The organism is Verrucomicrobiaceae bacterium (assembly GCA_016713035.1).
Taxonomy (GTDB): Bacteria; Verrucomicrobiota; Verrucomicrobiia; order Verrucomicrobiales; family Verrucomicrobiaceae; genus Prosthecobacter.
This window is the reverse complement of sequence record JADJPW010000009.1, coordinates 129174-143217: the sequence shown is the minus strand read 5'-3', so window position 1 is coordinate 143217 and position 14044 is coordinate 129174. Positions and strand designations below refer to the sequence as shown.

At 61.2% G+C, this 14044-nt stretch carries 7 protein-coding genes; 4 read left to right on the top strand and 3 right to left on the bottom strand.

The genetic code is table 11. The annotated features are described in order from the left end of the window. Nucleotides 1-101 precede the first annotated feature (101 nt). The 3 genes from IPK32_22020 to trmB all read right to left on the bottom strand — a co-directional run bounded on the left by IPK32_22020 (nucleotide 102) and on the right by trmB (nucleotide 8147). Nucleotides 102-1268 (bottom strand): Fic family protein, encoded by a 1167-nt coding sequence (locus IPK32_22020; GenBank protein ID MBK8094565.1) that lies wholly within the window; start codon nucleotides 1266-1268, stop codon nucleotides 102-104. A gap of 136 nt (nucleotides 1269-1404) precedes the next feature. Continuing rightward, nucleotides 1405-7524 carry a tetratricopeptide repeat protein gene (locus tag IPK32_22015; GenBank protein MBK8094564.1) on the bottom strand — a complete coding sequence of 2040 codons (6120 nt, stop codon included), beginning with the start codon at nucleotides 7522-7524 and terminating at the stop codon, nucleotides 1405-1407. Nucleotides 7525-7550: 26 nt separating this feature from the next. Then, the gene (gene trmB / locus IPK32_22010) at nucleotides 7551-8147 is read right to left on the bottom strand and encodes a tRNA (guanosine(46)-N7)-methyltransferase TrmB (GenBank protein MBK8094563.1); all 597 of its coding nucleotides are present in this window, start codon (nucleotides 8145-8147) and stop codon (nucleotides 7551-7553) included. 155 nt (nucleotides 8148-8302) lie between these two features. On the opposite strand from trmB, the gene IPK32_22005 reads away from it, so the two are divergent. The 4 genes from IPK32_22005 (at nucleotide 8303) to IPK32_21990 (ending at nucleotide 14028) form a co-directional block, all read left to right on the top strand. Next, a complete protein-coding gene (locus IPK32_22005) occupies nucleotides 8303-10114 on the top strand; it encodes a CocE/NonD family hydrolase (protein MBK8094562.1) in 1812 nt (603 codons plus the stop codon). Nucleotides 10115-10197: 83 nt separating this feature from the next. Then, nucleotides 10198-11034 (top strand): MotA/TolQ/ExbB proton channel family protein, encoded by an 837-nt coding sequence (locus tag IPK32_22000; protein MBK8094561.1) that lies wholly within the window; start codon nucleotides 10198-10200, stop codon nucleotides 11032-11034. A 14-nt stretch (nucleotides 11035-11048) separates the two neighbouring features. Then, complete coding sequence (locus IPK32_21995) at nucleotides 11049-11504, top strand: biopolymer transporter ExbD (GenBank protein ID MBK8094560.1); 456 nt, start codon at nucleotides 11049-11051, stop codon at nucleotides 11502-11504. A 7-nt stretch (nucleotides 11505-11511) separates the two neighbouring features. Continuing rightward, a complete protein-coding gene (locus tag IPK32_21990) occupies nucleotides 11512-14028 on the top strand; it encodes a tetratricopeptide repeat protein (protein MBK8094559.1) in 2517 nt (838 codons plus the stop codon). Nucleotides 14029-14044 lie beyond the last annotated feature (16 nt).

Below are 14044 nucleotides of genomic sequence, written 5' to 3'. Positions count from 1 at the left end.
TCAATCGTCAATCATTCCGAGTCCCGCAGATTTTTTGCGCCCGCGTCTGGTCAAAAAGCACCGCCATCCCTCCAATAACCAAAAATTGGCACTCCGCAGACTCACCGCAGCGGCTCCGTCCCCTCGCTCAGGAGCGAGAGATAGGCGTCATAAGCATACAGCCGTCCATATTTGCCCCCCGTGATCTCACGGACGATGCCCAGGGTTTGCAGACGATGCAGCGCCTTCGTGGCAGTGGGTAGCGAGACATGCATCCGCGTCGCTGCTTTGCTGGCGGAGAGCAGTGGCACGGACTGGAGCTGCTCATGCGCATGCAGCAGTGATCCCGTGGCTCCTGGCAAAGCATGGAGCCGCTCGCGGTCGGCACGAAAGATCGTCCAAAGACGCCGCGCCGTGGTGGCAGCATCCTCGGCGGATTCCTTCACGCCGCGCAAAAAGTAGGAGAGCCACGCCTCCCAGTCGCCGGTTTCTCGCACTTGCTGGAGGTGAGCGTAGTAGTCCGAGCGGTGTTTTTTGAAATACCAGCTCAGGTAGAGCATCGGCTGACGCAGCATGCCTTCCGCACTCAAAATGAGAGCGATCAGCAGTCGTCCCAAACGGCCATTGCCATCCAGGAAAGGGTGAATCGTTTCGAACTGCACATGAGCCAGTGCCGCTTTGATGAGCGTGCCCGTTTTCACCGGATCATTGTGGATGAATTTCTCCAGCGCCCCCATGCAATCGAGCACCATGTCCGGCGGAGGTGGCACATGCCGTGCGTTCCCCGGCCGACTGCCGCCGATCCAGTTTTGCGAACGGCGAAACTCTCCCGGCTGCTTTGTGCTGCCACGACCCGAGGAAAGAAGCCTACCATGTAGCTCGGTGATGAGGCGCAGCGAAATGGGCAGCCCCTCCGCGAGGCGCTGCATCCCCAGTTCCAATGCCGCGACATAGCAGGACACTTCCTCCACATCCTCCGCTGGCACACCGGGAGCGAGGTCCATTTCATGCGTGAGTAGGTCGCTGAGCGAAGACTGCGTGCCCTCGATCTGTGAGGAAAGCACGGCCTCCTTGCGGACATACGAATACAGAAACACCTGTCGGTCCGGCAGTACGTCGATCTGCCCATCCAGCCGCCCGACAGCCAACGAAGCGTCCTGGAGTTGATCATGTAAAGTATCGTCCAAAACCAGCGCCGGTACCGGCGGGAGCGGCGCGGGCACAAAAGCCCGACAGTCCTCCCCCAAAGTGGAGACCGGAACGAAATGGCCGCTGAGTCCTCGATTCATAAATAAAGAAAATGGTCATTTTTTTAATTTAGGCCGGAAGATCGAAAGTTTCTATCGTTTTGTGGCCTCAAATGAAAGGAATTGGCCGATTTCTTTCATTTAACCGCCCCAAATGTCAAAAACGGACATTCTGCCCTCACCGTTTCTCCAGCTCCTGTTTCGCCAAAAAGGCGGCTTCCTTCGATTCGCCGCTGGGGAGGCGGTATTTCGGTAATTCGACCTCCAGAGTGCCGAGTGTGCCCCATTCACGGTGCAGCTCAAAAGTGAGCTTCGCGGCCTCGCCGGGCATCGCCCAGGCGGTGCGGATCAAATAGGCCTCCGCAGCGTCAAACTCATGCTGGCGGATGAGAAACCGCGTCCACGCAGCGAAAAGCGCGGGCTCATTCTCTTCCATGCCCTCGCGGTGGCGTAGGGCGGCCTCAAAAAGCTCACGAGCGAGCTGTGCATGCCCTGTTTCCTCGAAACCGAGTGCCCAGGCCACCGTCTGCCCGCCACCTGGAGTGGGCATGCGCAGCGTCTCATTAAAAAGCTCACGCACCGCCGGCTCATCGCCTAGTGCATGCACCACACGCACTGTCAGCGGTAGCTTGCGGCCCTGCTCACGCAGTGTCGGCACCTCCGCAGCGGCCTCGCAGGCGATGAGGGCCCATTCGGGACGCTGCGCAGCCAGCAGGCGCTCGGCCGTCAGCTCCATGCACAGCCGGTCTTTTTCCAAAGCACCGCGCCAGGCTGCCGCGAGGTCGGTGCCTGCCGCTGCGTCCATTTTCTCCGCAAAGGCACTCCACGCTAGTGCCGCCGCTGCACGGTCCGCACCGGCCACCGCCTCCGCACGTAGCACGCTGGCCCATTCGCCCGCGTTGCGGCCCTGGGCTTCTTTTTGCAGCCACTCCGTCATCTGCGTCAGATCCTCCCGCTGGCGTGACTGCACGCGAAACAGTGCTGCGATGCGTGCCCGGTCACGCTGTGGTGACCATTTTGCCTCCGCCGCCAGCAGCATGAGCTGCTCCAGCCGCAGGGTGAAGCGCTGGTGCTCCTCCTTCAGCGTGCGCTCGGCCTGCGTGAGGTAATTGAGCGCCTCCACGCGTTTTTCACGCTGCGCCAGCTCGTGGGCCAGTGCCAGCACGCCGGGGAGAGATTGGCGATCCACGGCCATCGTTTTGAGATCACGCACCTCGTTCCAGTTGCCGAGTGCGGCAGTCAATTTGATGCGCAGCTCCAGTGCCTCGGTCATCACAGCGGACATGGGATCGGTCAGCGTGACCTCACGCAGCGCTGTCAGCGCCTCCTGGGGCCGTGCTAGCTTTTGCAGCAGCTTCCCACGGTGCAGTGCAGCCTCCAGATCATGCTCATGACCACTCTGCTCATTGCTGGCAAAGACATGCTTCATGTGTTCCCAGCCTTGCAGGGCCGCCTGATCATTGCCTAGCCGCTCCTGTAGCAGCGCATAGGCACGTAGATAAGCCGCCTCATGCGGGATGCGGCCTGGCAGCACCTGCGTGATCTTTTCGCGAAAGGCCCACCTGCGTAGCTCCTCGACATTGAAGTCACGCGTCAAAAACATCGCGTGTTTATCACGCAGCACCTCATCACCGGGATTCGGCGGCTTCAGCGGTGGCTCGGCTAGAATGATCTGGAGTGAGTAGCTACACCCCGGCTCCACATCCATCGAGTTCTCACACGCACGCAGCAGCCACTGTGCGTAGTCGGGATTCGATGGGGCACGCTCTGGCAGCCGTGCATAGACACTCACCGACTCGCGTGCCATGCCTGCGCTTTCGAGTCGGCTACCCAGATTGCCCAGTGTATCGACCGAGTGCTCCGTGCGCATATCCACGCTGGCGAGGTGCTCATTGATGAGCCGCAGTCGCGTGAAGTAATCCTCACCGCGCAGTTTTGAAATCAGCGCATTGATGCGCCACTCGCCGAACTCTGAGTCCGAGCGTGGAGCCAGCATCGTCGCGCCCCATTTATGCTCCAGCAGCTCATTCGCCCCGCGCACGGCACCACTCAGGCCCTGCATGCGTAAGATCTGCTGCAGTTCCTTTGTCTCCTCCCACAGCGTGCGCAGGTGCTGCGCCTCCTCATAGCGTGAGGAGCCCTGTGGCATCAGACTGCCACGCCCATCGCTGATCGGCTGCTTCGCGATGAAGTCACCCGTGAAGAATTTCTCCAACGCACCCGTCGCCTGCGACTCAGCGCCGCTCATCCCAGCCACGGTGGCGCGTTGGACCGTCGTCAAATCACTCGCTGGAGCACGTTGCAGTTGCCGCCAGGCCTCACTCGTCATTTCCTGCCGCTCCTGTGCGGACTCACTCACCCGAGTCAGCGCCGTCAGGCTCTGCATGAAGACACCGACACCGCCTTGGTTTTTGCCGTTGTTGAGCGACTCCTTCACCGCGCTTTGCAGGTAATGCCGCGCCAGCCGCCAGTCCTCCGTGGACTCCGCGATGCGTGCGAGGTACAGCATATTCCGCGCATTCACCGGCAGTCCACTGCCCAGCGCCAGTGCCTCTGCGTAGCGCTGCTTGCCCGCGATCTTATCCACCACGTCCTTGATCGCGGTGCCGCGCATCGCATCGGCCTGAGCGAGCAGTTTTAGCTCCTCCACCTCAAAGCGGAAGCCCTCTGCATCCACCAGCATCGAAACACAGGCATGCAGCAGCCGCTCTCGCAGGGACAGCACCTCCGCCGCCACCGGCCCACTTGGTGCAGCCCATTTCAGTGCCTCTGGCATGCCATGACTGCGCAACGTGAGCCACAGCAACGCAAATTGTCCCTCCAGCGTATGCTCCTCATTCTGGAGCATGCGCCGCAGCATCTCGCGAAAAGCCGCACCCCGTCCCGAGTAGTAATGCAGCCATAGTTGCTCCGTCTCCGTCGTCTTTTCAGCCTTCCATGCCGTCTGCCGACCTAGCTTGCACAGCTCCTCGATCGCTCGCAGCCGCACCAGCACGGGATCAGTCGGCACCTCCGCGAATTCTGGCCGCGGTGTGGCCAAAAAGGCACGGATGCGGTCCATCTCCGGCTTTTCCAGCGCAGGTGCAAAGTCCAGCAGCGGCAGTAAATCATGCACCATGGACTTTGAGCCTGGCTTCCGCGTATCCGTCAGCGGCAGCGGTGCTTTGATGCCCGTGCGAGAGAGTTTGCTCTTCACCTCCGTGCTCAAAACACGCAGCAGATGCTCCTCCGCACCCGCTGGGTCGGCGAAGCGCAGGCACTTCAGCGCGAGGCGTAGCTGCGCCGCTGCATCCCACGGCTGCACCTTCACCACCTGCTCATACACACGCCGCTCCGCGTCATCTTGGCCCGTGGATTGATAGTATTTCGCCAGCTCATCCAGTGCCTTCACATCCTGCGCAAAGCGGCTCTCCAGCCGCCGCCGCACACGATCTGCTTCATCGATTTGAAACGTCTGCTCCAGCAGCTCCACCAGCCGCCGTGACTCCGCCGCCACCTCCGCTGGCGGTGCCGCCGCAGCGACTTGTTTTTGAAAATACACCGCGCTCTTCAGATCCCCCACCTTCAGCGCAGCCTCACGTAGCTGATCCAGTGAGAACGGCACATCCGGTGCCGTGTAGTAAGCCTGCTTCATGCTCGCAAAGGCCCGCGCGTGGTCCCCGCTACGCCCATATACCAGCGCCAGAGCCTCGTGATAAAAGCCATCGAATGGATGCCGCTGCACCTGACCGCGCAGCGTTTTCTCGATGATGGCCAGTCGGTCCTTGATCACACTCGCTGCCAGCTCACCGCCCTGCGAGTCAGAAAACGTCAGCCTATCCACACAGCGCCGCAGCGCCTCGCGGCGGCGTTTGATGTCCGTCTCACGCTCCCAGATCTGAGCCTGTGCCTCGACATGGTCTTCAAGGCGGTGCAGCCGTAGCAGCAGCTCCGCGTAGCGCTCTGTCAGCGCGATGGCCTGTGTGGCCTCTGCCCGCTTCACCGCACTTTTCCATAGCTCCAGCACATCATCCGAGCGGCGTTGGAGCAGATACACCTGCGTCAGCGCAGAGAGCAGCTGCTCACTGTCAGGGGACTCGCGGTAAGCGGCCTCCAGCAGCTTCGCTGCTGCTTTGCCCGGCAGCGGCGGCTCGCCCATCAGGCGCATCTTCATCGGCCACTCGGGATCGATGGACTCCCTCGCCACCGCCACCTCTGCACCGCTGCGGTGCTCACTCTCCAGCAACTGCTCACTCAGTCGCAGCGTGTAGCGCACATCCTGCGCGGCGAGCTTCCGCATCTGCCGCTCTGCCAGTGCCAGATTGCCATCCAGCACGGCCAGATCGAGCTTCAAAATTTCCGCCGCAGGTGAAACAGGCCGCACATGGCCTTTTTCATCGAATTCCAGCCGCAGCAGCATTTCATAGCATTCGGCCAAAAAGTTCGCTTTATGCGCCCACCACGCCGCGCGGAAAAAATCCGCCTGCGAGCCCTTTTGGCGACATTTTGCGATCAAATCATCCGCGTAGTCGCGAACGGCATCTGGCACATTTTCATGTGGAGCGGCCTCTGGGTCATCCGAGCCGAAACCCTTGCCCGTAAAGGCATCTGGCAGCTTAAATTCACCGTTGGAGGCCTTTTTGGGCTTCTCGTCGGTGTCGCCCATCAAGATCGAAAACAGCCGCTCATCTGCATCAATGCGTTCGTCATCCGTCTGACTCGCCACCCAGGCCTTTTCCACCCAATCACGTGCCTCTTCATTGTCACCCTGCTCCGCCAGCAAGTCAGCGAGCTGGAGCCATGCCGCACGGCCCGCACCGGGCTTTGTCACCGCCTCACGCGCCAGCATGATCGCGCTATCCAGATTGTTGCTCGCAGCTAGGAAGGCACTCGCGTCATTGAGGCGCTTCTGGCGGTCCTCCTCATTCACCGCGCCGTTTGTGAAATCACGCAGCAGCTTGTCCTCAGCCGCTACATCCCGCCGCGCACGATAAAACGCCGCTAGCTCGAACACGGCCTCTGCCTTTTGCGGATCACGCTGCACGCGGTCTAGCAGAATCGTGGCAATCACCTCATCCAGCGTGCGTGACTGCGCAAAGAGCAGCACCTGCTTCTCCACCTCGGCATTGTTTTGCCCCTCCAGCAGCTTTTTCAGCCGTGCAGACGCTGCGGCATTGTCACCCGCCCGCAAATCTGCCTCACAGCGCAGAAACACCAGCGCAGGCAGATCGCTGCCGTCGTTTTTTAGCCGCTCATCGAGCAACTGCGCGGCCTCTGCTGCGCCTTCGTGATCCAGCAGCGCCCGCACCAGCTCCCAGCGGTAATCCTCAACCTGCGGCACCGTCTTCACCAGCGTGCGCAGCCATTTCACCCGCTCATCCACCTCCACCGTCAGCTCAAAGAACCGCACCGCATCTGCTAGCGCCTGCTCCGATGGTGGATCAGCCTGCGCTGCTGTGATGAGGGACTTTTGCAGCTCCTCCAGCGTGCCAAAACGCTCATGCAGCCGCACCCGCCGCCGGAAAAAGTCCGCGTAGCGCCCATCGCGGAAATGCAGCAGCGCCAGCCCATCACGCAGCGCCGCATCCGCCTTCGCGAACTGATCTGCGTGCTCATAAATGCGTGCGAGGTCATACAGCGCATCCAGCCGCCGCTGCGGGTCTTTTTGATCCACCAGCTTCGAGAAAAAGGTGGCCGCCCGATCTGGAAAACCGCCTTGCAGGAGCAACTGCGCCACCTGCCGCGCCAGCGTGAAATCCGCTGGGCGCAGCGCCGCCGCCTTTTCCCACGCTGCTGCCGCATCCGCATTTTTGCCGCTGCCGAGGGCGAGATTCCCCAGCTCGATCCACAGCGCTGGCTCACTTGATTGCTCTGCGAGCCGTTTCAGCAGCGTGATGGCTTCCTCTGGCTTTCGGAGCTCCAGCGCCACATCCGCACGGCCACGCAGTGCGTGGGCATTCTTCGCATCCGCCTTCAGCACCTCATCATACCGTGCCGCCGCAGCCTCCAGCGCCCCACTGCGCCGCAGCAGATGCGCCTGCACGAGGATGACAGAGACGTGCTTCGATGCCGCTGCCTGCTGCGATACATTTTCCACCAGTAGCTGTGTGGCCTCATGCTTCTCATACAGCGTCCACAGCAGCTCCACCACGCGTCCATACTCTGGCTGCTGCACCAGCAGCGAAAGGTACTCATTCGCCAGCCGCGTGTCCCGCGCCGACCAGGTCTTCGAAGAATCCTGTGCATGAAGATGACTCCCCGCCGCGAGCAAGAACGTCGCGATCCACAGCCGGAAACCATGTGCCGAAAGATGCCGCATGAAGTCCTGGAGAGTAGAGGCTGCTCTCAACTCTTCAACTGCCACCGCGCCCGATGGATGCTGCGGCCTGCGGCGAGCCAGGTGGCCTCAAAGTCGGTGGTGGTGTAGGGGAAGGCGCCATCCGGCCAATCGAGCCGCTGAAACTGATGCGTGCGGCTTTCAAAGCTGAGCAAGGCGTCTTCAAAATAGGGCTGGTCGTCGGTTTTGAGCAAAAACTCGCCGCCGGGCCGCAGGATGCGGGTGAGACCATCGAGGAACTCGGCCTGATTGACGAGGCGGCGCTCGGCGTGGCGCTTTTTCGGCCACGGATCGGGGCAGAGCAGGTGCAGGCGGCTCACGCTCGCACGCGGCAGCAGCCACGCGACGGTGTAGGCACTCTCCAGGCGCATGATGCGGGCATTGGGGAGTTTTTGCGCGGTGATCTTCCGTGCGGTCTTGCTGACGCGGCCGAGCATGCGCTCTACGCCGAGGAAGTCCCGCTCTGGGTGCTGCGCGGCCATGCCGACCAGGAACGTGCCGTCCCCGCAGCCCAGATCGACTTCGAGCGGACGTGTGGTGTCTGGAAAGATGGCCGTGGGAGCGAGTTCGCGGAAGTGGTCGCTGGGAACAAAGAGGGGAAGCATGCGAGGCGTGACGAATGAATGACGAAGCCCCCGATGCCAAGCGAAGGCTGGTGAGGGGTGAACGAAATTATCGCACGCGGCCCCCGATCCGAGCGAATGCATCCGCCAGGGAAGGGGAGAGAAAAGGGCTCTCTGACGGCGTTGTTGTCTGCGTCATGCGCCACACGCTCGCTTCCATCCTCCTCTCGCTCCTTTTCATCGCACAGCTTCATGCGCAGGTGGAGGTGACCGCTGAAATCGACGTGATGGTGTCGATGCGGGATGGCGTGCGGCTGGCGACGGATATTTACCGGCCTGCGGGTGTGACGGAGAAGCTACCAGTGATCCTCACGCGATCCCCTTACAACAAAGCTGGCGCAAAGAAGCATGCGGAGTACTTCGCCAGTCATGGCTATGTCTTTGTGGCCCAGGACACGCGGGGGCGCTACGGCAGTGAGGGCGTGTGGCACTGGATGACTGATGATGGTGTGGATGGCGCGGAGTGTGCGAAGTGGATCATCTCCCAGCCGTGGAGCGATGGTCAGATCGGCATGATCGGCACGAGCTACGTCGGGGGCACGCAGCACGCGATGGCGCTGGAGAAGGCCCCTGGTCTCTCCACGGTGATCCCCGTGGATGCGGTGTCGAACTGCGGTGTGCAGTCCATGCGCAATGCAGGCGCTTTTGAGATGCGCTTCTGGAACTGGATCATGCTCAATGGTGGCAAGGGCAGCAGCGCCGCAGGTGATCCCGGCACCGAGGCCGTGCTGAAAGAGATGGCCGATAATCGCCTGAGCTACCTCTCACACCTGCCCCTGCGGCCTGGCACCACCCCACTGAAGCTGGCCGCTGAATATGAGGACTGGCTCATCCAGGCGATGCGCCACGGTGCCAATGATGCCTTTTGGCGGCAAAACAACATCATCGACCACGCGGCGGACTATAAGGACATCCCCGTCATGCTGGTGGGTGGCTGGTACGACTCGTGGGCGGGGAATACGACGGCGAATTTCCGTGCGCTGACGCCCGCGCTCAAAAGTGGCGTGTATCTGATCATGGGACCGTGGATTCATGGTCAGCAGGCAAAGTCGGCGCATGGGATGGTCGATTTCGGAGCTGAGGCAGCGATCCCGGATGAGCTGGCGTGGCGGCTGGCCTGGTATGACCATGTGATGAAGGGCAAAGCCTGCCCATTCCCCACCAAAGTGCGCTATTTCACGATGGGACAGGGCAGCGGCGGAAAGACGGCAGATGGAAAGCTCGATCATGGTGGGAAATGGCATGATGCGGCCCAGTGGCCACCTGCGGGCGTGGAGGCGGTGAATTACTACTTCGGTCCCGATGGAGCCCTGGAGCCGAAAAAGCAGCGCGGCAGCTCCCGCTACACCTTTGACCCGAAAAACCCCGTGCCCACCATCGGCGGGAATATCTCCAGCGGCGATGGCATCATGCTGCAAGGTGCCTGGGACCAGCGTGGCGGCCCGCATGTGTGGAATTGGCCCCAGCCGCTCCCGCTCTCTGCGCGGAATGATGTGCTGGTCTTTCAGACAGAGCCGCTCGCAGCCGATGTGGAGGTCACGGGCGAGCTGGAGGTGCGGCTCTGGGTCTCATCCGACGCGGTGGACACCGATTTCACGGCAAAGCTGCTTGATGTGCATCCCGCCAGCGCGGCGTGGCCCGGCGGCTTTGATTTAAATATCGCGGATGGCATCTGCCGGGCACGATTCCGCGATTCACTGACCGAGGAGCGGCTGATGGAGCCAGGGAAGGTCTATCCGCTGACCATCCGCCTTTACCCCACCAGCAATGTCTTCAAAAAAGGCCACCGCATCCGTGTGGACATCAGTAGCAGCAATTTCCCGCGCTTTGATGTGAACCCGAACACCGGCGAGCCCCTCCAGCAGCACCGCCAGGTGAAAACGGCCCTCAATACCATCTACCACGACGCGGAGCACCCCTCGCACATCGTGCTGCCGGTGCGGAAATAGGCCCAAGTGGCGGTAAAAAGGCCCCCAGATAGCACCCAGGGGGAGCTTGCCAGTTATCAATCACCACCTAGTATCCGCGCCTCATGCATCGAAAAATCCTCCTCGCTCTGGCCGTGCTGGCGCTCGTGGTTTCCTGGATGGCCGCCGCCCCAGGCAGCGCCGCCGCACAGCAGACTCCTGCGTCTGTGGTCACGCCTGTACCGTCTGATGTCGCCGCTGCGACCACTAGTCCGAACGCGGACAATCCCTTTGGCGACACCTTGACCTTTGAGGGCTTCATCAAGCGCACCGGGATCATGGCCTACCCGCTCATCGGCCTGTCGATGGTGGCCTTCTTCATGATCGTGCTCTTTACCCTCACCATCCGCCAGGGCACAGTCGTGAGCGATGCCTTCATGAACTCAGCGGATGCCCTGATCCGCAAGCAGGACTACCTGGGCCTCCTCGCGGTGTGCAATCGCCGCAATGAGTGCATCGCCCGCGTCACGGCGAAGACGCTGGATTTCGCCACACGGAACCCCACCGCCAGCTTTGAGGAGGTGAAGGAAGTCACCGAGGCAGAGGGAAATCGCCAATCCAGCCTGCTCCTCGCCCGTATCGCCTACCTGGGTGACGTGGGAGCCATCGCCCCGATGCTGGGCCTGCTGGGCACCACGCTGGGCATGATCACCACCTTCCACGAGATCTCTGGGAAAGCCGCTGGCGGCTCCAATCAGCTTGGGCTGGCTCAAGGCGTGTCCGAGGCCCTGCTGTGCACGGCCTCTGGCCTCGTCATCGGCATCCCGGCGCTGATGTTTTACTCCATTTTCCGCGGAAAGGTGAACCGCCTCATCTCTGAGATGGAGGCCGCCACCACGCACCTCATGGCGCTGCTCGCCGTGCAGTATAAACGGGCCGCCCGAGCCGCCGCCTCAACCTGAGGGATCTGTGACGCATGAACTTCCGCAAACAGCACAGCATCGAACCCACCCCCATGCAGCTCGCGCCGCTGGTGGATGTGCTCTTCCTGCTCGTCATCTTTTTCGCCGTCACCTTCCAGTATGCCAAGGAGGAGCAGGCCATGGATGTCAGCGTCCCCGCTGCAGAGGCTGGTAAAGAGAAGGAAAGCCGCACCGTCGGCGAGATCATCATCAACATCAAAAAAGAAGGCGAGATCGTCGTCAACGGCCAGAACTACAACGTGGACGAGCTGCTCCTAAAGCTGCAAAACATCATCCAAATGGCCGGCACGCATGAGCAGGCCGTCATCATCCGCGGCGATGAAATCACCGACTACAAGCATGTCATCCGCGTCATGGATGCCTGCCAGAAAGCCGGCATCTACAACATCGCCTTTGCCACACGCAAGCCGGATGCCCCTGGCACCGCCGCCCCCGCACCGCCGAAATAAGCACTGCATGCTCTCCGTCTTCCTCTCACGCATGTCCTCCGTGCTCACTCCATCGCGTTGCCTCGCCTCTGCCGCCGCCGCCGCTTGTTTACTCCTCAGCGGCGTATTCGCCCATGCGCAGGGCATCCCCAAGGCCCTGCCCGCAGACTCCCAGCCGGTGCCGCGTGCACTGCCCGCTGGCGGCTCTGGCCTTTCCAGCAGCCCAGGCAGTGATCTCTTCGATACTGCCTCCCTCGCCTACGAGCGGCAGGAGTGGCAGATCGCCGCACAGAACTACGCTCAATACCTCCAGCAGTATCCGAATGGCAAACGCGTCGCCGATGCTCTCTTCCGCATCGGCGAGTGCTACCGTGAGCAGCGCATGCTCCGCCAAGCCGCCACCTACTGGGAGGAAGTGGTCAATCGCTATCCCGCCAGTGAAGGAGCCCCCTCCGCCGCCTATCGCCTCGGAGCCATCGCCTTCAACAATGCGCAGAATGAAATCGCTGCGGGCAACAAAGCCGCTGCAAAACCCGGCCTCGAGGCTGCTGCAGGCCATTTCGCCTTCTGTGAGGCACGCACCAAGGCCCCAGAGGCCAAACTCGCCGCTCTGCATAACAAAAGCCGCTGCTACGAGCTCCTCGGTGATACCAAAAAGCAGATCGAGGCGCTCAACATCCTCATCGCCGTCACGGAGAACAATCCCTACCGCGATTCAGCTCTCCTCTCCCTCGCCAACATCCAACTCACCAAGGATCAAAAAGAGCAATCGCTGAAATCCTTCCTCGAGCTCGCTCAGCAAAGCCAAGACCCCGCCATCCTCGCAGATGCCTCCCTCCGCGCTGCCGTGCTTTACGCAGAAATCGGCAAGCCAGATGAAGCCATCGAGCTATTCAAAAAAGCCCTCAGCCTGCCAGAAACCACCGAGGTCAGCCGCGGCATCGCCCTCGTCGGCATCATCCAGGCACTCTATGCCAAAGGTGACTACACCAGCGTCATCAACTACTACAATCAGAACGCCGATACCCTCCCGCCCGGCACCACCCGGCCCAAGATGCTCCTCCTCGTCGGTCACTCCTACCGCAGCGGCAAGAGCTACGCCCGCGCCATCGAGGTTTACCTCATCATCGAGCAGTATCACAAAGAGACCGAGGAGGCCTTCGAGGCCGGTTACTGGAAGCTCTACTGCTTCTATCTCCTCAATGACAAAGACCTCGCGGAATTCGCCGGCGACTTCATCACCCGCTACACCCCCACCAAAGGCGATCACGAGTACCTCAGCCTCGCACGCCTCATCCGCGCGGACTACTTCTACAACAAAGGCGACTACAACAACGCCGCCCAAAGCTACACCGACCTCCGCGTCGAAAAACTGCCAGAAAAACTCCGTGCAGGCACCCTTTTCAACATGGGCTGGGCCCAGGGCGAATCCGGCCGCCACCAGGAAGCCGTCTCCAGCTTCACCAAATTCCTCACCGACTACCCAGGGCACGAGTACACCGCCAAAGCGCTCGCTCGCCGTGGTCTCGCCAACAAAGACGCACGCGACCTCCCCAAGGCCAAGGCCGACTTCGAGCAAGTCACCAAAGACCATCCCAAATCTGAGGCCTGTGAGCTCGCCTGGCTCCAGCTCGGCATCATCGCCATGGAGCAAAAAGACTCCAAAGCCGCCATCTCCGCCTTTGAGAGCCTCCTGAAGCTCTTCCCGGCCACCAATGCCGCCGCTCAGGCCTGGTATGGCATCGGTCGCGGTTACTTCGATCTCAAAAACTACGACAAAGCTATCCCCGCCCTCCGCCACGCCCTCCAGATCGACAGCAAAGTGTACTTCGAGCGTGCTAGCCAGATGCTCATCCTCTGCGACTACGCTCGCCAAAACACCACCGAGCTCGCCAAGACCATCGACTCATACCTCTCCGTCAAAACCGACGGCTCCGTCCAGCCCAACATCCTCAAATGGCTCGGCCTCAAGTTCTACACCGCGCAGGAATTCCCCAAAGCCGCTCGCTACCTCGAACTCGCCGCCACTCCTGATAATCCTGGCAACACCGAAGCCGTCATCTGGATCTACCTCTCCATGTCCCAGCTCGAATCCGGGAACTACGACCAAAGCATCGCCGCCGCAGACTACTTCCTCCAGTCTAATCCCGATGTCTCCTCCAAAGCCCGGGCCCTCCTCACCAAAGGCCGCGCCCAGCAGGGTAAGTCCGCCTTCGATGATGGCAATAAGACCGCCGAAGACGCCCTCAGCTTTGTCAAAGACGGCAAGCTCCAAGCCGAGCTCCTCATCCTCCAAGGCGACATCCTAGACGCCCATGGCGACGATCTCGCCAAGCAGCAGCAGCAAGAAGCCGCCCGTGAAAAATGGAAAGCCGCCACCGGCAAGTATGCCGTGCCCAGCCAGGTCTTTGAAGACGAAAACGTCACCCCCGAGGCCCTTCACAAAGCCGCACGCACCCTCGACAAACTCGGCGACACCGATCAGGCTCAAAAACTCCGCCAGCAGCTCAAACAGCGCTACCCCAAGTGGGCACCGAAAGCCTGATCAGAGCCCCCGCAGC